General features: G+C 61.4%; 20 protein-coding genes. 15 read left to right on the forward strand and 5 right to left on the reverse strand.

The genetic code is table 11. The features are described 5' to 3' along the window. The first annotated feature begins 155 nt into the window (after nucleotides 1-155). Nucleotides 156-2,066, forward strand: a complete 1,911-nt coding sequence (locus tag HJB91_RS09105) for a beta-N-acetylhexosaminidase (protein WP_221154479.1) — start codon at nucleotides 156-158, stop codon at nucleotides 2,064-2,066. Here the strand turns inward: HJB91_RS09105 and HJB91_RS09110 are convergent. Further along, on the reverse strand, nucleotides 2,063-2,980 hold the full coding sequence (locus HJB91_RS09110; protein ID WP_221154480.1) for an ROK family protein: 918 nt from the start codon (nucleotides 2,978-2,980) through the stop codon (nucleotides 2,063-2,065). The genes HJB91_RS09105 and HJB91_RS09110 overlap by 4 nt on opposite strands. A gap of 306 nt (nucleotides 2,981-3,286) precedes the next feature. Between HJB91_RS09110 and HJB91_RS09115 the strand changes: the two genes are divergently transcribed. The 9 genes from HJB91_RS09115 to HJB91_RS09155 all read left to right on the forward strand — a co-directional run bounded on the left by HJB91_RS09115 (nucleotide 3,287) and on the right by HJB91_RS09155 (nucleotide 13,179). Continuing rightward, nucleotides 3,287-3,865, forward strand: a complete 579-nt coding sequence (locus HJB91_RS09115; protein ID WP_210631558.1) for an exopolysaccharide biosynthesis protein — start codon at nucleotides 3,287-3,289, stop codon at nucleotides 3,863-3,865. Nucleotides 3,866-3,978: 113 nt separating this feature from the next. Further along, the gene (locus tag HJB91_RS09120) at nucleotides 3,979-4,932 is read left to right on the forward strand and encodes a sugar-binding transcriptional regulator (RefSeq protein ID WP_064805109.1); all 954 of its coding nucleotides are present in this window, start codon (nucleotides 3,979-3,981) and stop codon (nucleotides 4,930-4,932) included. Nucleotides 4,933-5,077: 145 nt separating this feature from the next. Further along, a complete protein-coding gene (locus HJB91_RS09125) occupies nucleotides 5,078-6,388 on the forward strand; it encodes a sugar ABC transporter substrate-binding protein (protein ID WP_210629747.1) in 1,311 nt (436 codons plus the stop codon). A gap of 136 nt (nucleotides 6,389-6,524) precedes the next feature. Then, a complete protein-coding gene (locus HJB91_RS09130) occupies nucleotides 6,525-7,397 on the forward strand; it encodes a carbohydrate ABC transporter permease (RefSeq protein ID WP_085780200.1) in 873 nt (290 codons plus the stop codon). Nucleotide 7,398: 1 nt separating this feature from the next. After that, on the forward strand, nucleotides 7,399-8,229 hold the full coding sequence (locus HJB91_RS09135) for a carbohydrate ABC transporter permease (RefSeq protein WP_085860523.1): 831 nt from the start codon (nucleotides 7,399-7,401) through the stop codon (nucleotides 8,227-8,229). Nucleotides 8,230-8,245: 16 nt separating this feature from the next. Then, nucleotides 8,246-9,244 (forward strand): ABC transporter ATP-binding protein, encoded by a 999-nt coding sequence (locus tag HJB91_RS09140; protein ID WP_210629748.1) that lies wholly within the window; start codon nucleotides 8,246-8,248, stop codon nucleotides 9,242-9,244. An 82-nt stretch (nucleotides 9,245-9,326) separates the two neighbouring features. Next, on the forward strand, nucleotides 9,327-10,808 hold the full coding sequence (locus tag HJB91_RS09145; protein ID WP_210629749.1) for a mannitol dehydrogenase family protein: 1,482 nt from the start codon (nucleotides 9,327-9,329) through the stop codon (nucleotides 10,806-10,808). A 98-nt stretch (nucleotides 10,809-10,906) separates the two neighbouring features. Next, entirely contained in the window at nucleotides 10,907-11,596 is a 690-nt protein-coding gene (locus HJB91_RS09150) for an HAD family phosphatase (protein ID WP_210629750.1), read from the forward strand. Next, nucleotides 11,596-13,179 carry an FGGY-family carbohydrate kinase gene (locus tag HJB91_RS09155; protein WP_210629751.1) on the forward strand — a complete coding sequence of 528 codons (1,584 nt, stop codon included), beginning with the start codon at nucleotides 11,596-11,598 and terminating at the stop codon, nucleotides 13,177-13,179. The genes HJB91_RS09150 and HJB91_RS09155 overlap by 1 nt, the downstream gene beginning before the upstream one ends. A 10-nt stretch (nucleotides 13,180-13,189) precedes the next feature. Here HJB91_RS09155 and HJB91_RS09160 read toward each other — a convergent pair whose 3' ends face one another. Continuing rightward, the gene (locus tag HJB91_RS09160; RefSeq protein WP_011426888.1) at nucleotides 13,190-14,044 is read right to left on the reverse strand and encodes a MurR/RpiR family transcriptional regulator; all 855 of its coding nucleotides are present in this window, start codon (nucleotides 14,042-14,044) and stop codon (nucleotides 13,190-13,192) included. Between the two features lie 230 nt (nucleotides 14,045-14,274). Between HJB91_RS09160 and HJB91_RS09165 the strand changes: the two genes are divergently transcribed. After that, complete coding sequence (locus HJB91_RS09165) at nucleotides 14,275-14,988, forward strand: sulfate transporter family protein (protein WP_210629752.1); 714 nt, start codon at nucleotides 14,275-14,277, stop codon at nucleotides 14,986-14,988. A 3-nt stretch (nucleotides 14,989-14,991) separates the two neighbouring features. On the opposite strand, the gene HJB91_RS09170 is transcribed toward HJB91_RS09165, so the two are convergent. Beyond that, nucleotides 14,992-15,417, reverse strand: a complete 426-nt coding sequence (locus tag HJB91_RS09170) for a VOC family protein (protein WP_210629753.1) — start codon at nucleotides 15,415-15,417, stop codon at nucleotides 14,992-14,994. Between the two features lie 78 nt (nucleotides 15,418-15,495). Here HJB91_RS09170 and HJB91_RS09175 point away from each other — a divergent pair, with 78 nt between their 5' ends. Beyond that, nucleotides 15,496-16,074: a TetR family transcriptional regulator gene (locus HJB91_RS09175; RefSeq protein WP_210629754.1), complete on the forward strand. Its 579-nt coding sequence runs from the start codon at nucleotides 15,496-15,498 to the stop codon at nucleotides 16,072-16,074. Here the strand turns inward: HJB91_RS09175 and nth are convergent. Then, nucleotides 16,039-16,836, reverse strand: coding sequence for an endonuclease III (gene nth, locus HJB91_RS09180; RefSeq protein WP_210629755.1), 798 nt, complete (start codon nucleotides 16,834-16,836; stop codon nucleotides 16,039-16,041). The genes HJB91_RS09175 and nth overlap by 36 nt on opposite strands. On the opposite strand from nth, the gene HJB91_RS09185 reads away from it, so the two are divergent. Together HJB91_RS09185 and HJB91_RS09190 are read left to right on the forward strand one after the other, a co-directional pair. After that, on the forward strand, nucleotides 16,835-17,332 hold the full coding sequence (locus tag HJB91_RS09185) for a DUF2244 domain-containing protein (RefSeq protein ID WP_221154482.1): 498 nt from the start codon (nucleotides 16,835-16,837) through the stop codon (nucleotides 17,330-17,332). The two genes, nth and HJB91_RS09185, sit on opposite strands and share 2 nt — an antisense overlap. 78 nt (nucleotides 17,333-17,410) lie before the next feature. Beyond that, nucleotides 17,411-18,283 (forward strand): bifunctional helix-turn-helix domain-containing protein/methylated-DNA--[protein]-cysteine S-methyltransferase, encoded by an 873-nt coding sequence (locus HJB91_RS09190; RefSeq protein ID WP_210629757.1) that lies wholly within the window; start codon nucleotides 17,411-17,413, stop codon nucleotides 18,281-18,283. Nucleotides 18,284-18,348: 65 nt separating this feature from the next. Here HJB91_RS09190 and HJB91_RS09195 read toward each other — a convergent pair whose 3' ends face one another. After that, entirely contained in the window at nucleotides 18,349-19,332 is a 984-nt protein-coding gene (locus HJB91_RS09195; RefSeq protein ID WP_210629758.1) for a sugar-binding transcriptional regulator, read from the reverse strand. A 426-nt stretch (nucleotides 19,333-19,758) separates the two neighbouring features. Between HJB91_RS09195 and tal the strand changes: the two genes are divergently transcribed. Continuing rightward, on the forward strand, nucleotides 19,759-20,724 hold the full coding sequence (tal, locus tag HJB91_RS09200) for a transaldolase (protein ID WP_221154484.1): 966 nt from the start codon (nucleotides 19,759-19,761) through the stop codon (nucleotides 20,722-20,724). The last annotated feature ends 22 nt before the right edge of the window (nucleotides 20,725-20,746 follow it).

Here is a 20,746-nt window from a genome sequence, read left to right on the forward strand (position 1 = left end):
TTTCCTTGCAGGTCACACTCTCACGGTTCTCATCACTGCCCGCTTCGTCTCGACTCGCGCCGATTCCATTGCCGTCTCGAAAAAGCTAAGCTTTTGAAAGCATGCCGGGGCGCGAGCCGTAATCCCGGCCGTCCATTGACAGGGGAGGCGCGACCATGGCCGATTATCGTCTGGAAACAAGCTGGCACCCGGTCGAAGGCAGTTTCGGGCGCTTGATCTTCACTCTCTTCAATCTTTCAGCCGAGCCTCTCTCCGGCTTCTCGCTCGCCTATACGTCGGAGACGCGGGTTGCCGACAAATATGTCTGCGATGGCGGCAGCCTGGAGCGACAGCTCGCGCATTTCCATGAATTCCGCCCGCCCGAGGGACTGAGCGTGCCGCCGGGCGGCCACTGGCGGTTCACCGTCGAGGGGCTGACCCGAGAACCGAAACATGTGACATCAGGGGTCAAATCGGCCTATCTGACACTTGGCGACGGGCGCCATGTTCCTGTCGGTTTCGGCGATCTCCTTCTCGAAGGCCGGGATGGCGGCATTGCGCCGCCGCTTCTGCCGCCGGGCCGGGTGGAGGAACCGTATTCGCTGCTGCCCTGGCCGCTGGCGCTCGCGCTGAAGGCGGGGGAACTGCCGGTCGTCCTTTATCCGGCCGAGAGCACGCGACCCGACGCGGTCAAGGCGTTGTCCCTGGTTCTTTCGCTTTACCAGCGGCTCTATCCGGCCAAAAACGTGCCGTTCTCGCTCTGCGGCGTAAAGGGCGGGCGCGCTATTCGTTTCGTTACCGAATCATCGATCGCTGCGTTCGCCTATGAAATACGATTTACCACGCATGAGGTCGTGCTCTCCAGCGCGGATGCGACGGGTCGACACAGTGGCCTGATCAGTCTGGCGCAACTCATGCACGGCGCGCGTGCCGATCGGGAGAGCTTCAGATTTCCGAATTTCGGCACGATCGCCGACCAGCCGCGTTATGACTGGCGCGGCTGCCATCTCGACGTGGTCAGACAGTTCTATCCGGTGGCTGACGTCATGCGGCTAATCGATATCCTCGCCTGGAACAAGCTCAACGTCTTCCATTGGCACCTGACCGACGACGAAGCCTGGCGGCTGGAGATCAAGGCCTATCCCCAGCTTACGGAGATCGGCGCGCGGCATGGCCCGGACGAGGTGCTCGTGCCGCAGCTTGGTGACGGGGCGAAACCGCGCTACGGCCATTACTCGCAGGAGGATGTCAGGCGGATCGTCGCGCATGCCGCCTCTCTGCATGTCGAGGTGGTGCCGGAAATCGATGTTCCCGGCCATAGCACCGCGACGCTGTTGTCATTGCCCGGCCTCGTCGACGGGCAGGAGGCGCCGGACAGCTACCGCGCCGTGCAGGGTTATTCCAACAATGCCCTCAACCCGGCGATCGAATTCACCTATGAATTTCTCGGCAAGGTGTTCGACGAGATGGTCACGCTGTTTCCCGGCGAATATATTCATATCGGCGGCGACGAGGTCGCAAGCGGCGCCTGGCTTTCCTCGCCGCTTTGCAAGGCGCTGATGGAACGGGAGAAAATTGCCGGCACCGCGGAGCTGCAATCCTATTTCCTGAAACGGATTAAGGCCATGTTGTCGGAGCGCGGCAGGAAGCTCGCTGGCTGGAACGAAGTCTCACATGGCGGCGGCGTCGATCGCGACGGTACTTTGCTGATGGCCTGGGAAAAGCACGCTGTCGGCATCGAGCTGGCGCAGCAAGGCTACGATGTGGTGATGACGCCGGGCCAAGCCTATTATCTCGACATGGCGCAGGCGGAAGCCTGGTCCGAGCCCGGTGCGAGCTGGGCGGGCCATGCGCCACCGGAACATAGCTATGCTTACGAGGCCGAGGGCGAGTTGCCGGATACCCTACGCGAGAAGATGCGCGGCGTCCAAGCCTGCATCTGGACTGAAAACTTCCTCTCTGGCGCCTATTTCAACCGGCTGGTCTTCCCGCGCCTTTCGGCCGTCGCCGAAGCCGCCTGGACGCCCCTGGAACGCAAGGACTGGGACCGGTTCGCAGCGATCGTACGGATGTGGCCGGTGCTTTAGGATGCAGCGGCATCGGCTTTCAGTCCCAGCAGCGCTGCGCCGATCAGGCCTGGTTCGATGCGGCATTCGCTCGGCACCACCAGCGGACGGTCGAACTTGCGCAGGGTGCGGGTACGCACCGCCCGGTCGAGCTTGGCCAGCAGCGGCTCGACATTGGAAAGCCCGCCGCCGACCGGCACGATGGTCGCGCCGGTGATGTTGATCGTCAGGGCGAGCGGCGAGGCGACGAGATCGACATAGACGTCGATGGTGCGGGTTGCCTTCTCCTCGCCGCGCCGCCACTGATCGATGATTTCTTCGCTCGCAAGGTCGAGATCATGCAGCGTCTTGTGCAGGCGCTCCAGGCCGCGCGCGCCGCCAACGGTGTCGACACAGCCCTTCTGGCCGCAGCCGCAGGCATAGGCGGGAATGGCGACGGGAGGATTGCCGGCTGCCGATGCGATGATCGGTCCATGACCCCATTCGCCGGCAAAACCTCCGGCCTCGTTGACGAGGCGCCCATCGGCGACCAGGCCGCCACCGACACCGGTGCCGAGAATGGCGCCGAAGACGATACGGTGGCCGCGGCCGGCTCCGAGACCGGCTTCAGCCATCGCGAAACAGTCGGCGTCATTGGCGATCAAAACAGGCAGGGCGAGTTCGGCTTCTAGGTCGGCTGCGAGCGTGCGGCCGTGGATGCAGGGAATGTTGGCGCAGGTCAGGCGCTGGGTATCGGGATCGACGACGCCAGCGATCGACAGGGCAATGCGGCTCGGCTGTTCGCCGGTCTTGGCGATAATGCTGCGCAGGGTCTCGACGAAAGCGGCAAAATCCTCCTTCGGCGTCGGACGGCGGCCGAGGGGCACGATGTCTGTCTCGGAGCGGGCGATGCCGCCCTTGATGGCGGAGCCGCCGATGTCGAATGAAATAATCATTGCCTGCCTGCCGTTTCTCTGGCCATCAGCGTCTGCTCGCACTGTTGGCCGGGAATTTCAAGCCTTCATGCACCTGCCTGCCATGCGCTTGCGGCGCAAAGGAGCGACGGTCGAACGTAAATCGCCGCCGACAGGTCTTTCATTGATTTCCTGTCCCTTAAGTCATTCAATTGGCATATTGCGCGGCCAGGATCGGACCCCGCACTTCCATCATCTACCGGTATCATGACCATCGAAAACGCCGATTCCAACAGACGCAGAAGACCCCGTCCGCCACGTCCCAAAGGCCGCCGCCTCTCAGCGGTCCTGCGGCAGCTGGCAGGCGACCGAAGCCGGGAGTGGATCTCGATCGGCGATCTGTTCGAGACGATGGGTGACAGGGCGATCAGTGCTCTGATGCTGATCTTCGCGCTGCCGAACGCCTTTCCCACCCCGCCCGGCACCTCGGCAGTGCTCGGCGCGCCGCTGGTTTTCCTGGCGGTGCAATTGACCTTCGGGCTGAAACCCTGGCTGCCGAAGGCGATCGCAAACCGGTCGATGCGGCGGGAAGACTTCGAGACCATCGTCGGCCGCATCCACCGTTGGCTCGCCTGGGCGGAGCGCATGCTGAAGCCGCGGCTTGCGATCTTCGCCGAGCCGCCGGCGGAATATTTCGCCGGCCCTGCCTGTCTGCTGCTTTCGATCGTGCTGGTTCTGCCGGTTCCGCTCGGCAACATCCTGCCGGCGATCACCATCTCGGTCTTCGCTTTCGGCATCATGGGGCGTGACGGGCTCTTCGCGCTCATCGGCTTTATCATGACGACTGTGTCGCTCGTCATTGCCGGCAGCGTGATCTACGGTCTCGCAAAGGCGTCGATTTATTTCGTCATGCAATGGTTTGCCTGAGCGGTGGCGTCAACAGGCTCGACATTTTCGGGAATTTTGTTTTGATCTGGCGCATAGAGACTCACATCAAGCCGGCGGCGGCAAGCCGGCTCATTTTGCGCGGTAGGCAGTAGATGGCAAAAAGATCAGAGACCCCTGCACGGCTCGACGATGCAGCCCGTGCCGGCTGGCTTTATTACGTCGCCGGACGCACGCAGGATGAAATCGCCGCCGCGATGGGCATTTCACGGCAATCGGCGCAGCGGCTGGTCTCGCTTGCGGTCGCCGAGCGTCTGATCAAAGTGCGGCTCGACCATCCGATCGCCGCCTGCCTCGAGCTTGCCAACCAGCTGCGGCGAAAATTCGGGCTGAAACATGTGGAGGTGGTGCCGAGCGACGCGGGTTCCTCATCGACCACCGTCGGCATCGCCGAGGCGGGTGCGGCCGAGATCGAGCGCTGGCTGAAGCGGCCGGAACCGATCGTGCTGGCGGTCGGCACCGGCCGCACGCTGAAGGCGGCGGTCGACCAGCTTCCGGCGATCGAATGTCCCAATCACCGGATCGTCTCGTTGACCGGCAATATCGCGCCGGACGGTTCGGCCGCCTATTACAACGTCATCTTCAGCATGGCGGATGCGGTGAAGGCGCGGCACTATCCGATGCCGCTGCCGGTGCTCGTCACCTCGGCCGAAGAACGGGAGCTGCTGCATGGCCAGCAACTGGTGCGCTCGACGCTCGACATGAGCGCGCAGGCCGACGTCACCTTCGTCGGCATCGGCGAGCTCGGCATCGACGGGCCGCTCTGCGTCGACGGCTTTCTGGAAAAGGACGAGATGATGGAACTGATGCGCGGGGGCGCCGTCGGTGAAATCTGCGGCTGGATCTTCGATGTCGACGGCAAGCTGCTCGACAACCCGATCAACGAGCGCGTCGCCTCGGCGCCGATCCCATCCCGCGAGGCATCGATGGTCATCGGGCTCGCCAAAGGCAAGCGCAAATTCAAGGCGATCAGAGCCGCCGTTGTCGGCCATCAGATCAACGCTCTGATCACCGACGAAGAGACGGCCGAATTTTTGCTCAAAAGCTGAGCAAAAAATATCTCAATCAAATCAAAGGGAAGACCTTTGTCTTCGGCATCGCAGCAACGATTGCCGATTGACATTTTTCGTCGAGTGGTGAGTAATTGCTCATGAGCAAAGCGAATGCTCACATCTCGTCTTCTGGGAGGAAGATATGACATTGAGAACTTTCCTGCTGGGCGCCTGCTCAGCATTGGCGTTTGCCAGCATGGCTTCGGCCGAAACGCTGACAATCGCGACCGTGAACAACGGCGACATGATCCGGATGCAGAAGCTGACGGATGATTTCAAGGCGAAGAATCCCGGCATCGACCTTGAATGGGTCACCCTCGAAGAAAACGTGCTGCGCCAGAAGGTCACGACCGACATCGCGACCAAGGGCGGCCAGTACGACGTTCTGACGATCGGCACCTATGAAGTTCCGATCTGGGCGAAGCAGGGCTGGCTGCTGCCGCTCGACAACCTCGGCGACGCCTATGACGTCAACGACCTGCTGCCGGCCATCCGCAGCGGCATCAGCATGGACGGCAAGCTCTATGCAGCGCCGTTCTATGGCGAAAGCTCGATGGTCATGTACCGCAAGGATCTTTTCGACGCCGCCGGTCTGAAGATGCCCGATGCGCCGACTTGGGACTTCATCGCAGACGCTGCGAAGAAGATCACCAACAAGGACAAGGAAATCTACGGCATCTGCCTGCGCGGCAAAGCCGGTTGGGGCGAAAACATGGCCTTCCTGACGGCGATGTCGAACTCCTTCGGGGCGCGCTGGTTCGATGAGAAGTGGAAGCCGCAGTTCGATCAGCCCGAGTGGAAGGACACGCTGACCTTCTACGTCAACCTGATGAAGGAAGCCGGCCCTCCGGGCGCCTCCTCCAACGGTTTCAACGAGAACCTGGCGCTGTTCCAGACCGGCAAGTGCGGGATGTGGATCGATGCAACGGTCGCCGCGTCCTTCGTCTCCGATCCGAAGCAGTCGCAGGTCGCCGACAAGGTCAGCTTCGCGCTCGCTCCGGACAAGGGCCTCGGCAAGCGCGGCAACTGGCTCTGGGCCTGGAACCTCGCTATTCCGGCAGGCTCGCAGAAGGTCGAAGCCGCCGAGAAATTCGTCGCCTGGGCAACGAGCAAGGACTACACCAACCTTGTTGCCGAGAAGGAAGGCTGGCTGAATGCACCTCCCGGCACCCGCACCTCGCTTTATGCGAATGCGGAGTATCAGAAGGCTGCCCCCTTCGCCAAGATGACGCTCGATTCGATCAACTCGGCCGACCCGACCAAGCCGACCGTCAAGCCGGTCCCCTATGTCGGCGTCCAGTTCGTGGCGATCCCGGAATTCCAGGGCATCGGCACGGCGGTGGGCCAGCAGTTCTCGGCAGCCCTTGCCGGCCAGATTTCGGTCGATCAGGCGTTGAAGAGCGCACAGCAGCTGGCAACCCGCGAAATGACCAAAGCCGGCTACATTAAATAAAACCTCCTGAGAAGAGGCGGATCCTTGACAATCCGCCCCTCTGGGCCGCCGATTGCCCGAACCGCATCGGCGGCCTCTTTCCAGATTAAAGCTGCCTTGCGGCCGCTCCCTGCTTCAGATCAGATCGGTGATTGCCATGGCAACAACACATACTCGCTCCGCGGCGCGCCTGATGATTGCGCCCTCCGTGCTGTTCCTCTTTGCGTGGATGATCGTTCCGCTCGCGATGACGATCTACTTCTCGCTGCTGAACTACAATCTGCTCAGCCCCGGCATGGAGAGCTTTGTCGGCCTGCTGAACTACGAATATTTCCTGTCCGATCCGGCCTTCATCGCCGCGCTGATCAATACGCTGCTGCTTGTCGCCGGCGTTCTCGTCGTTACCGTCGTCGGCGGAATTGCCTTTGCGCTGTTGCTCGACCAGCCGATGTACGGCCAGGGCATCGTGCGGATCCTCGTTATCGCGCCGTTCTTCGTTATGCCGACAGTGGCGGCACTCGTCTGGAAGAACATGTTCATGAACCCGGTCAACGGCCTGTTTGCGCATCTGGCGAAGGCGCTCGGCCTGCAGCCGATCGACTGGCTGGCGAATGCGCCTCTGTTGTCCGTCATCCTCATCGTCGCCTGGCAGTGGCTGCCCTTTGCCACCCTCATTCTGTTGACGGCGCTGCAGTCGCTCGACGAAGAGCAGAAGGAGGCCGCCGAAATGGACGGCGCCGGAGCAATCTCGAAATTCATCTATATCATCCTGCCGCACATGGCGCGCGCCATCACCGTGGTGATCCTGATCCAGACGATCTTCCTGCTTTCGGTCTTCGCCGAAATCCTCGTCACCACCAATGGCGGGCCGGGCACCGACAGCACCAATCTCACCTATCTCGTCTATGCGCAGGCACTCCTGCAGTTCGATATCGGCGGCGCTTCGGCAGGCGGCATTGTCGCGGTCGTGCTTGCCAACATCGTCGCGATCTTCCTCGTCCGCCTCGTCGGCAAGAATCTGGAGGCTTGAGATGGCCAGAAAAGTCACAACTCAGCGCAAGGTCATCATGACCGCGATTGCCTGGACGCTCGGCATCCTGATCTTCTTTCCAATCCTCTGGACGTTCCTGACCAGCTTCAAATCGGAAGCCGATGCCATTGCCTCGCCGCCGCAGTTCCTGTTCTTCCACTGGACGACGGAAAACTATGCGGAAGTGCAGAGCCGGTCGAACTATCTCAGCCACTTCATGAACTCGGTGGTCATTTCCTTCGGCTCGACGCTGATCGGGCTGGTCATCGCCATTCCGGCCGCCTGGGCGATGGCTTTCGCGCCCACCAAGCGGACCAAGGACGTGCTGATGTGGATGCTCTCGACCAAGATGATGCCGCCCGTCGGCGCGCTCATCCCCATCTATCTGATGTTCCGCAATTCTGGTCTGCTCGACACGCGCACCGGGCTGGTGATCGTGCTGACGCTGATCAACCTGCCGATCATCGTCTGGATGCTCTACACCTACTTCAAGGAAATCCCCGGCGAGATCCTGGAAGCAGCCCGCATGGACGGAGCGTCGCTGATGAAGGAGATCGTCTACGTGCTGACGCCGATGGCGGTGCCCGGCATTGCCTCGACGTTGCTTCTGAACATCATCCTTGCCTGGAACGAGGCGTTCTGGACGCTCAACCTCACCGCCTCAAAGGCAGCGCCCTTGACGGCCTTCATCGCCTCCTATTCCAGCCCGGAAGGCCTGTTCTACGCCAAGCTTTCGGCGGCCTCGACCATGGCGATCGCGCCGATCCTGATCCTCGGCTGGTTCAGCCAGAAGCAACTCGTCCGCGGCCTGACCTTCGGCGCAGTGAAATAAGAAAAGGGAGACAAACATGGGCAGCATTACCCTTCAGAAGGTTTCCAAGGTCTTCGGCGAAGCCAAGGTCATCCCTTCGATCGATCTCGATATCAACGACGGCGAATTCGTCGTCTTCGTCGGTCCGTCCGGCTGCGGCAAGTCCACCCTGCTCAGGCTGATCGCCGGCCTCGAGGACGTCTCCGGAGGCAAGATCGTCATCGACGGCAAGGACGCCACCGAAAAAGCGCCGTCCGAGCGTGGCCTTGCCATGGTGTTCCAATCCTATGCGCTCTATCCGCATATGAGCGTGCGCAACAACATCGCCTTCCCGCTGAAGATGGCAGGCGTCGACAAGGCGGAGATCGACCGCAAGGTGACGGATGCCGCGCGGGTGCTCAATCTCACGGACTATCTGGAGCGAAAGCCGCGCCAGCTTTCCGGCGGTCAGCGCCAGCGCGTCGCGATCGGCCGCGCCATCGTGCGCCAGCCTTCGGCCTTCCTGTTCGACGAGCCGCTGTCGAACCTTGACGCCGCTCTGCGCGTCAACATGCGCCTCGAAATCAGCGAACTGCATCAGCAGCTGAAGACGACGATGATCTATGTCACCCATGACCAGGTCGAGGCCATGACCATGGCCGACAAAATCGTCGTGCTCAACAGGGGCAATATCGAGCAGGTCGGCTCGCCGCTCGAACTGTACAGCCGCCCGCGCAACCTTTTCGTCGCCGGCTTCATCGGTTCGCCGAAGATGAATTTCATCAAGGGTCAGAATGCTGCCGTGCTTGGCGCGCATACGATCGGCATCCGCCCCGAACACATGCTGCTGTCGATGGAGAGCGGCGACTGGAAGGGCAGGGTCGTGGTCGCCGAGCATCTCGGCTCCGATACGTTCCTGCATATCGATGTCGAGGGGATCGGCATGGTGACGGCGCGCGGCAGCGGCGATTTCGCCGCCAAGGCGGGCGATATGGTCTATCTGACGCCGGATCGTTCGCGCATTCATAAATTCAACGAGGGCGGCCTTGCCATCTGAGCAGGCGGCCGGGTGGGGGCAGGCATGCGAGCCGGGCGATGGCGCCCGGCCGTCTCGGCAAGACCTTCAAGAGGACTGAAACATGACGTGCAAACTATCGCTGGCAACGCTTTCGGACGCGGCGCGCACTGCCGCCATCCCTTCCTATGAGAGGGCGTCGCTGAATGCCGGCATCATGCACTTCGGCGTCGGCAATTTCCACCGCGCCCATCAGGCGATCTATCTCGACGATCTCTTCAACCACGGCGTCGATCACGACTGGGCAATTGTCGGTGCCGGCGTTCTGCCATCGGATGCCGCCATGCGCGAGAAGCTTGCGGCGCAGGATTTCCTGACGACGGTGGTGGAGCAGGACAACAACAAAACGGCGGCGCGAGTGACTGCCCCGATGATCGATATTCTGCCGGTGGGCGATCCCGCCGCCATCATCGCCAGGCTTGCCGATCCTGAGATCCGCATCGTCTCGCTGACGATCACCGAGGGCGGTTATTTCATCGATGCGTCAGGCACGTTCAATCCGGCCCATCCTGCTATCGCCGCCGACGGACAAAATCCCGGTGCTCCGAAGACGGTCTTCGGTCTGATCGTTGCCGGCCTGAAGGCGCGCAAGGACAAGGGCATCGGGCCCTTCACCGTGATGTCCTGCGACAACATTCCTCATAACGGCGTCGTCACCGCCAATGCCGTGATCGGCACAGCCGCCCTTTCGGATGCCGCCCTTGCCGACTGGATCAGGGCTAACGTCGCCTTCCCAAACGCGATGGTCGATCGCATTACGCCGGCGACCGGCCAGCGGGAGATCGATTTCCTCAGGGACAATTTCGGCATCGAGGATAACTGGCCGGTTTATTGCGAAGAATTCAAGCAGTGGGTGCTCGAAGACAAGTTCACGGCTGGCCGCCCGGCCCTGGAAAAGGTTGGCGTCACCTTCGTTCCCGATGTCACGCCTTACGAGCATATGAAGATCCGCATCCTGAATGGTGGACATGCCGCGATCGCCTATCCAGCGGCGCTGATGGACATTTATTTCGTGCATGATGCAATGGAAGATCCGCTGATCCGGGCTTTCCTGGCCAAGCTTGAGAAGGACGAGATCATTCCGATCGTACCGCCGGTGCCGAATACCTCGCTGACGGATTATTTTGCTCTCATCGAGCATCGGCTTCTCAATCCGAAGATCGCGGACACCATCCCGCGTCTGGCGCAGGACGGCTCGAACCGCCAGCCGAAGTTCATCCTGCCGTCGACGCTCGACAATCTGCGCCAGAGCAGGGACGTCATCGGCCTGGCGCTGGTCTCGGCGCTCTGGTGCCGTTATTTCGCCGGCAAGACCGACAGCGGCAAGGATATCGTCTTCAACGACGCCAGCGCCGAGCGCCTGCACGCGGCGGCCCTGAAGGCAAAGGACGATCCGTCGGCCTTCCTTGCCTTTGATGATATTTTCGGCGAGGTGGCGAAATCGGACCTTTTCCGAAGACGGTTCGCTCATGCTCTTAAAACCTTGTGGGAAAAGGGTACGCGGGAAACGCTGCAGCTCTATCTCGACGACAAGCTCGCAATGTAAGGGAATGCGGATGGCGGCATCGGCTGGCGCCATCCATCCCGCTTTGCGGGCGAAGCGGCACGATCACGCGTCTGAATTGAAGTCAGGTTGGGTCTTTCATGGCTGATGCTGAACCACGGCTGGTCATTTTCGATTGCGACGGGGTGCTCGTCGACAGCGAGCCGATCTCGATCAGCGTACTCGTCCGGGCGATGAGCGATCTCGGCGTTTCGATCACCGAAGACCAGGCCTATGAGCGTTTTCTCGGTCGCAGCCTGGCAACCCTCATCGATACGCTTGAAACCGAGTTCAATATTCACGCCGGCGAAGAATTCCTCGAGCGCATCCGCACCGATCTCTACGCGCGGTTCCGCACCGAGCTGAAGCCGATGGACGGCATCGCGGCGACGATCGACGGGCTCGGCATTCCCTGCTGTGTCGCTTCATCAAGCCAGATGGAGCGAATCCGGCTGTCGCTGTCCGTCACCGGACTTCTCGACAGGCTCCCCGACATTTTCAGCGCGACGATGGTCAAGCGCGGCAAACCGGCGCCCGATCTCTTCCTCCACGCGGCGCGACAGATGCATGTCGAGCCGGGATCCTGCCTTGTCATCGAGGACAGTCCGGCCGGCATTGCCGCCGCCAAGGCGGCGGGCATGACGGTCTTTGCCTTCACCGGCGGATCGCATGCGAATTTCGCCGGATACCGGGCCGAACTCGACCGGCTTTCGCCTGATGTGGTGTTTGACGCCATGCCGGATTTGATACACCTTGTCCGCAACCATAAGCTGGACGGGACCGAGATTTGATGCGTGATCATGTGGTTGCGGTGGATGTCGGCACCGGCAGCGCGCGCGCCGGCGTCTTCGATGCCAGCGGCCGTCTGCTGGCCAAGGCGGAACATCCCATCGTCATGAACCGGCCGCGTGAAAACCACGCCGAGCACGATTCCGAAGACATCTGGTCGGCCGCCTGCACCGCGGTGCGCAGGGCGATGGAGCAATCCGGTATCGCCGCCGCCTCGGTCGGAGCAATCGGCTTCGACGCGACTTGTTCGCTCGTCGTCCGCGATGTCGAAGGCCGGCAGATCAGTGTATCCACCAGCGGCGAGCAGCGTTTCGACACCATCGTGTGGCTCGATCATCGGGCGCTGAAGGAAGCCGACTTCTGCACGGCGACGGAGCACAGGGTGCTCGAACATTCCGGGCACGTCATGTCGCCGGAAATGGAAATGCCGAAGCTGATGTGGTTGAAGAAGAAGCTGCCGGCGACATGGGAAAAGACGGGCTATTTCTTCGATCTTGCCGATTTCATGACCTGGAAATCGACGGGATCGACTGCCCGTTCTCGCTGCACGCTGACGGCAAAATGGAACTATCTCGCCCATCTCGAAAAGGGATGGCAGCAGGATTTTCTGCAGCGGATCGGGCTCGACGATCTTCAGGCCCGCGGCGGGCTACCGGATGAGACTGTGCCGGTCGGCGGCAGTATAGGCCGGCTGACGGCTGATGCGGCCGAGGCGCTGGGGCTGACCACGGAGTGCCATGTCTCGGCGGGAATGATCGACGCCTATGCCGGCGCGCTCGGGGCGCTCGGCGGTTATGCCGCCGATCCTGTAACACGTGAGCTTAAGCTGGCACTGATCGCCGGCACGTCGAGCTGCATCGTCGCCTTCTCGCAGGAGTGTAAGCCGAGCCACGGCATGTGGGGGCCTTATTATGAGGTTGTCTTCCCGCAGTCCTGGCTGGTGGAGGCGGGGCAATCTGCGACCGGTGCGCTGCTCGACCATATCGTCCGCATGCATGCGGCCGGCGGCGAGCCGACGGCGGCGCTGCACCAGAAGATCGTCGCGCGCATCGCCGAATTGCGGGCAGAGGAGGGCAACGCTTTCGGAGAGCGCATTTTTGTGCTGCCAGACTTTCACGGCAATCGCTCGCCGCTTGCCGATCCGCATGCCGTCGGTGTGATCAGCGGGCTGACGCTCGACACCTCCTTCGACGGGCTCTGCGCGCTCTACTGGCGGTCTGCAGTCGCGATCGCTCTCGGGATCCGCCATATCCTGGAGACGATGAAGGAATATGGCCACGTGCCCGATACGCTGCATATCGCGGGCGGACACGTGAAGAACCCGGTGCTGATGGAGCTTTATAGCGACGCCACCGGCTGCAAGGTCGTGGTGCCGAAGATGAACGAGGCGGTGCTGCTCGGCACGGCGATTGCGGCATCCGTCGCCTGCGGCCTGCACGAGAATTTGGCGGCAGCCGGCGAAGCGATGTATCCGGGTGGCGACGAACGGCTTCCAGACAAGGCAAAACAGGCGCTTTACGACCGCGACTATCGCCGTCTTCTGGCCATGCACCGGCACCGCGCCGAACTGGAAGCGATGTTCTGAAAGCTCACATCTAGTGGTTCGCGGTTTCACCGAGGACGGTCGCAAATTCCAGCATGCGGCGGCGGCGGAGGGCTGCCTCCTCTCCGACTTCGAGAATGACGGATTCGGACAGGCAATCGAGCAGCGCAATCAGCGGCGGAAGATTGTCGAGATCAGGGGCGCGTGCCGGCGGCAAGGACAGCATGACGTTTGACTGATCCGCCATCCAGTCTGCTTGCTGCGGCGAAATTAGCACGACCTTGTAGCCGTAGCGCCGCGCGGTTCTGGCAAGCAGCCGCGCCTTGGCGAAACGGCGGCAATCGATGATGACGAGCAAAGCGTCGTCCACGGCCTGCCGGGCGAAGAGTTCGGCAAAACGGTTGTCGGTGGCATCGAGCGTGCGGACGCCATCGCGGGCCTGCGTCAGCCGCTGGCAGAAGTGATTGGCAAGGCTTGCGAGCCGCGCATGGGTGGCGATCGATACTTCGCGGGCCGTGCTGATCAGGCGGACGGCTTCGGCCCAAAGCGGCTGCGCCGTCAGATGATAGATGTGATGCAGGGCCTGGATCTGCTCGGCAACCAGCACGGCAAGCGGCTTGCCCTCCGCGGCGTCCGCATGCAGCTCGCTCATGGCGCTCTGCAATTGCGCCGGCGATGTCGTCACGGTCTCGCGAATTTCCACTTTGACGCTGTCCAAACCCTGGTAGCCGAGCGCGCGCAGGAAGCGCCCAACGGTCATCGGCGAGAGGTCCAGCCTGTCGGCGACAGATGCTGCCGTCTCAAACGGCAGGTCGTTGAGGTGCTCGGAGAAATATTTCGCGATGCGACGCTCGGCCGGTGTGCCGCTTTTTACGTATTGCCTGAGTTTGTGCACAAAGTCTTCCACATCAGCCTCCCCGTATTTCCTCAGAGGCGTTCCGTGGATGCGCTAACGCGACCCTTTGTCTTTGCAACTATTTTCGGAAGCTGCTTCTCAGGCTCGTATTTCTGCGTCCGATAATATTATATTCGTTCTAATATTGCGACAAGTTTCTATTAAAGCATGCAATTTTATTCTCTCTTGTCGGTAGCATTCGCCTTTCCTACATCTTCTGCGTAACCGGAGACGCTGAAGAAATGATTCTTGATGCCGCACGCCTTTCGCTCGCCAATCTGTTCGCGCCGGAGACACGCTCGGTCTTCTGGAAAGTGCTCGGCCTGACGCTTCTCGTCCTCGTCGGCCTCTGGTTCGCGCTACGCGGGGCCTTCATGGCCTTTCTCTTTCCCTGGCTCACCAGCTTCTTTCCCGAGATGCCGGACTGGGCGGGGTGGTTCGCGCTGGTTTTCGCGATCTTCGCCGGGATCGGCCTTGCGCTCGTGCTGGCGCTGCTGCTTTCGCCTGTGACGGCGCTGATCGCAGGCCTTTTCCTCGACGATGTCGCCGACGTTATCGAAAAACGTGACTATCCCGGCGACGCGCCGGGTGCCGCAATGCCGCTCGGCCCGGCGATGGCGAGCTCGATCAAATTTCTCGGGGTTGTGATCCTTGGCAATATCGTGGCGTTGTTGCTACTGTTCGTTCCCGGCGTCAATCTGGTCGCGTTCTTTCTGGTGAACGGCTACCTGCTCGGACGGGAATTCTTCGAATTCGCCGCCATGCGCTTCCGTCCGCCTCATGAGGCGCGGCTCTTCCGCACCAAACATGCGCCGACGGTCTTTCTCGGCGGGCTGGTGATCGCCCTCTTTCTGGCGATCCCGGTGGTCAACCTGCTGACGCCCCTCTTCGCGGCGGGTATGATGGTGCATCTGCACAAGCTGATTTCCGCAAAGGACGCCGGTTTCCGCGCCTGAGGCTCAGCCAGGTAATTCAGATGTCTCGTACATTGCCGCGAATTCGGCGCTCGGCGGGATCGGCTTGATGATGTCGATCAGCACGCCGTTCGGATCGGCGGTGATAAAATGCCGCTGGCCGAAATCCTCGTCGCGGATCTCCTGCAGGATCGGAAGGTTTGCGCTACGGCAAGCAGCGTAGACCGCATCGACATCGGCAACCTCGAAATTGAGGAGCAATCCGGACACTTTGCCCCGAGCCGCAGCCGGAATGGTTTCGTGGTTGCCATCGAGAACGGCGAGAGCGACATGCTTCTCCTCTTCCGACTGCAGATGTACGTACCAGTTGCTCTCGAACACTGCCCTGAAGCCGAAATGCGCGCAGTAGAAGCGGGCGGAACCGGCGACGTCGTCGGTCATGATGACAGGGTAATAGCTCGTCGATTTCATCCCTTTCCTCCTTGGATGCATACAGCCTGTATGTTTTTTGTTCTTAACATACAGGCTGTTTGTATGTAAATGGGAGAAATGAGCCGCAGCAATCGCCAAAGAACGGAACAGACAAAAAAGGCGCTGATCGATGCCGGACGACGCCTCTTCGTCGAAAAGGGGTATGCCGAAACGGCGACGCCGGAGATCGCAGCGGCGGCGGGTATGACGCGCGGAGCGCTCTATCATCATTTCGAGGACAAGAAGGCGCTGTTTCGCGCGGTCGTCGAAGCCGAGGCGCGCGCAGTTGCCGAAGCGATCGCGGCATCTTCGACACCCGATGATACGCCGCGCGACGCGCTGACTGCGGGCGCTGCGGCCTATTTCAATGCGATGATGGCAGAGGGCCGCACGCGGCTGCTGCTGATCGAAGCGCCGGCCGTTCTTGGTCTGGCGGCGACTCAGGCGATCGATGCTGACAATGCCGAAACGACCTTGCGGGCAGGACTTGCAGCCATGTTTCCGAGAGCCGGCGCTGCGCTCGAGCCTCTGGCATTGCTGCTATCGGCGGCCTTCGACCGCGCTGCGCTGGCGATCGAAGCGGGTGCCGAACGGCGGAGTTACGAGCAGGCAATCGCTGCTTTACTCGACGGCCTCGCCAATCACCTGCGGCGGTAGCTCGACGAGTGGGGCCGGCACGTCCGAGCTCTTCTCCGACGATTTGCAAATGTCGGCGATGACGCAGCACTCGCATTCGGGTCGGCGTGCCTTGCAGGTGTAGCGCCCGTGGAGGATCAGCCAGTGATGGGCGTGATAGAGGTAGTGTTTCGGCACCACTTTCATCAATCGCGCTTCGACTTCATCCGGTGTCTTGCCGGGCGCAAGCCTGATGCGATTGGCGATCCGGAAGATGTGCGTGTCGACGGCCATGGTGGCCTGGCCAAAGGCCATGGACAGCACGACATTGGCAGTTTTGCGGCCGACGCCAGGCAGGCGAACCAGTTCCTCACGCGTTTCCGGCACCTTGCCGGCGAAGTCGTCGACCAGCATTTGCGAGAGCGCGATGACGTTTTTCGCCTTGTTGCGGTAAAGGCCGATCGTCTTGATGTAATTGCGAAGCTTGTCCTCGCCGAGATCGAGCATTTTCTGCGGCGTATCGGCCACCTTGAAGAGCGCCCGCGTCGCCTTGTTGACACCGGCATCGGTGGCCTGGGCGGAGAGAGCCACCGCCACGACAAGGGTGAAAGGGTTGGTGTGCTCCAGCTCGCCCCGCGGCTCGGGCCGCTGCACCGAAAAGCGACGGAAGATTTCCTCGCGTTCAGCCGGCGAATAGGCGGTTTTGACCGCCGCCGCCGGTTTGCGGCGGGTGATCATGTTCGTGCCTTGCGGCAGGGATTTGAGTTTCGGATTCGCCATAGAAACTCTATACTCAGCGGTCATGATGGAAGGCAACGCCAACAGCTCCAACGAGCAGCCTGTTTTCGCCGCCGAGCTCTTCCCCCACCGGTCGCTCGGCCGCCGGGGCTTCAAGGTGCTGCTCATTCTGTCCGGCGCCGTATGCTTCCTCTACGGGATGTTCTTCATCGCCAGCGGCGCCTGGCCGATCGGCTTCTTCTTCGGATTGGATTTCGCGCTTCTTTACGGCGCCTTCTGGCTGAATTACCGCTCCGGACGGGTGCGCGAACAGGTCACCGTGTCGCGCACGGACGTATCGGTGCGCAAGGTTGCCCCATCGGGGCGGATCGTGGAGCATCATTTCAACCCGTTCTGGGCGCGGTTCCTCGTCCGAAGGCACCAGGAGATCGGCATCCTCTCCATGCATATTTTCGGCGAGGGCCGGCGCACGGATATCGGCTCCTTCCTCAATCCTGACGACCGCGAAAGTTTCGCCAAGGCCTTCAAAGGCGCGCTCGCCACGGTCAAACAGCGTATCTGAGCCTATAGGCGAGCGCGCAAGAATCGGGTGGTTTACGCTCCGCCTATTGATTATCTCCTTGTTACAAGGAGAAAGACCATGGATATGATTGCGAACCTGCAGACCGACATCACGCCTGACGGCCCTGATTATGATATCGTCCGTCGGGTCATCGAACTCATCACCGAGGATTATCGCGATCAGCCGTCGCTGGAGGCGATCGCCGCTAGGCTCAACCAGTCGCCGACGCAATTGCAGAAGACCTTCACCCGCTGGGCTGGCCTCTCGCCGAAAGGTTTCCTGCAGGCGGTGACGCTCGACCACGCCAAGCGGCTGCTGCGCAAGGAAGACATGCCGTTGCTCGAGACGTCGATCGAAGTCGGCCTCTCCGGGCCAAGCCGCCTGCACGACCTTTTCGTGACCCATGAGGCGATGTCACCCGGCGAATGGAAGGCAAAAGGCGGCGGCCTCTCCATCCGCTACGGCTTCCACATCTGCCCCTTCGGCGTGGCGCTGATCATGGTGACCGATCGCGGTCTTGCCGGCCTTGCCTTCAGCGATTCCGGCGGTGAAAGGGCTTGCCTCGAGGACATGACCGGCCGCTGGCCGAATGCCGAATACATCGAAGACCTGCAGGCGACGATGCCCTATGCCGCCCGCATCTTCCAACCCGGAAAATGGTCTTCCGAGCAGCCGCTCCGCGTCGTACTGATCGGCACGGACTTCCAGGTGCGCGTCTGGCAGAGCCTCATGAAGATACCGTTCGGCAAGGCGGTCACCTATTCCGACATCGCCAACGATATCGGCCGGCCGACGGCGCAGCGCGCTGTCGGCGCGGCGGTGGGCGCAAATCCGATCTCCTTCGTGGTGCCTTGCCACCGGGCGCTCGGCAAGAACGGGGCGTTGACGGGTTACCACTGGGGCCTCACACGCAAACGGGCGATGCTCGGCTGGGAATCGGCGCATGCGTAAAGCATGCCTTGCTAAAAAGCACGGCATGAGGCGCGGCAAGCCGACCTGAAAGATCACGGCGCGCTTCAGGCCTGTTCGGCCAGATCAAGCAATGCTCGCGCCGCACCTTCATCGGTGATCAGCGTATTGCAGCCGATGCGCTTGATCGTGGCGCGGATGGCGGTGGCCCGGTGGGCGCCGCCGGAGGAAAGCACGATGTGCTTGGCCTCTTTCAACATATCGAGGTCGACGGACATCACGCGCTGGTTGATCGAGTGGTCGACCGAATTGCCGTCCCTGTCGAGGAAGTTGAACATGGTGTCGCAGACGCAGCCGGCATTGATCAGCTCGCGCAACTCGGCCTTCGATATCCAGCCTTCCGATAGCGAGGTCGAGTGCGGCCCGATATCACCGCAGCTGACGATCGCGAGATCGAGGTTCTCGGCGAGACGGTAAATCGTGTCCAACCCGCATTTGTCGATCAGATTGCGTTTGGTTTCGATGGAATCGACGAGAAGCGGCGCCAGGAACATGTAACATTCGGCGCCGAGCTGATTGGCCAGCCGCCAGGTGTAATCGATCGGGTTCGTCTGGTGCACGGCAACGATGCCGCCGAGCAGCGAAACGACCTTGCAATTGGCGCGGCGTGGCGGCCGGAAGCTCGCCAGCGAAGCGGTCATGGTGCGGCCCCAGCCGACGCCGATTGTATAGTCGTCGGGGATGGCTTCGGAGAGGAACTGGCCAAGCGCCAAGCCGACATTCTTTGCCAGCGAATCGACATCGCAATGAACCGGCGCAGGCACGACGATCGCCTCGTCAAGGCCATAGGCGCGCTCCAGCTTGACGGACAGCTCGACGCATTCGCCGATCGAATCGTTGATCCAGATCTGGACTTCGCTGCGTTTCATCGACTCGTCGAGCAGGCGGATCACCGTTGTCCGGCTGATGCCGAGCTGTTCGGCGACGTCTTTCTGGGTCAGGCCTTCATTGTAATAGAGCCATGCGGCCCTCAGCCGCAGCGAGGACGCTTCCGAATAGGCGGTATGGGTGCCGCGTTTGAGCTTGACCACGTCTCCTCCCGCAGGATTTTCGCCTAAGTCCCTTGTGGGACGAAAGGCTGCGCCTGTGCGTTTGTCGCCGGGATAATGACGGGTGTGACACTTATGTCAATCGGAATGCACAAATGTCCTTGACTTTTCCTTGCGCGAACGGCGATAGTCCTCGCGACACGAAGTCGTCCCTGTCCCGTTCGAGGAGGACATAGTGCGGGCATGCCGAAAGTCACGATCGGTCTCCGAGCCGCAGGCGACCCCGCTTGTGTTCGAGGAGCCGTTCGACTGCATCAGGAACATGGCCAGTGTGCTTCACGTTTATGAATCATCCGTGACGGTTGCGCCTGTCCTTCACCGCTGGATGCAGGCCGTTTGTCCCCAGATCACCTTTGCCGGGCGGAACGCGCCGGCCCCGCAGCCCAAGTTCAACAAGGATTATTGACCATGACATCCAAGCTTGACCAACTTCGCGAGATTACCACCGTCGTCGCGGATACCGGCGACATCGAGGCTGTCGCGCGCCTGAAGCCTGTGGATTGCACGACCAATCCGAGCATCGTGCTGAAGGCATTGGGTACGCCGATGTTTGCCGACGCCATCAAGGAAGCCGTCGCCTGGGGCAAGAAGCAGGGCGGCAATCCGGAAGCGGTCTCCTCGGCCGTCGCCGATCGCCTCGCGATATCCGTCGGCGCCGCGCTGGTGAAGCTCGTCCCGGGCCGCGTCTCGACCGAGGTCGACGCCGATCTCTCCTTCGATACCGAGGCTTCGCTTGCCAAGGCACGTTCGATCATCGCCGCCTACAAGGACCGCGGCATCGATCGGGACCGCATCCTCATCAAGCTCGCTTCCACCTGGGAAGGCATTCGTGCCGCGGAAGTGCTGCAGAAGGAAGGCATCGACTGCAATCTGACGCTTCTGTTCAACAAGGCCCAGGCGATTGCTTGCGCCGATGCCAAGGTGTTCCTGATCTCCCCCTTCGTCGGCCGCATCCTCGACTGGTACAAGAAGTCGACCGGCAAGGACTACACCGCCGAGGAAGATCCGGGCGTCATCTCCGTTCGCGAGATCTACAATTACTACAAGGCGAACGATATCAAGACGATCGTCATGGGTGCCTCCTTCCGCAACGCCGGCGAGATCGAAGCCCTTGCCGGCTGCGACCGGCTGACCATCAGCCCGGCGCTGCTCGACGAACTTTCCAAGGATGACGGCAAACTGGAGCGCAAGCTCTCGCCGGAAAGCCGCAAACCCGATGCCAAGGTCTCGGTCGACGAAAAGACCTTCCGCTGGATGATGAACGAGGACGCGATGGCGACGGAAAAGCTCGCCGAAGGCATCCGCGCCTTCGCCAAAGACCTGACGACGCTGCGCACCATGGTGCAGAAGGAACTGCAGCTCGCCGCCGCGTGATAGAGCACCTCAAGGATCGAAG

Origin of the sequence: Rhizobium sp. NLR10b (genome assembly GCF_019685435.1) — a bacterium.
Taxonomy (GTDB): domain Bacteria; phylum Pseudomonadota; class Alphaproteobacteria; order Rhizobiales; family Rhizobiaceae; genus Rhizobium.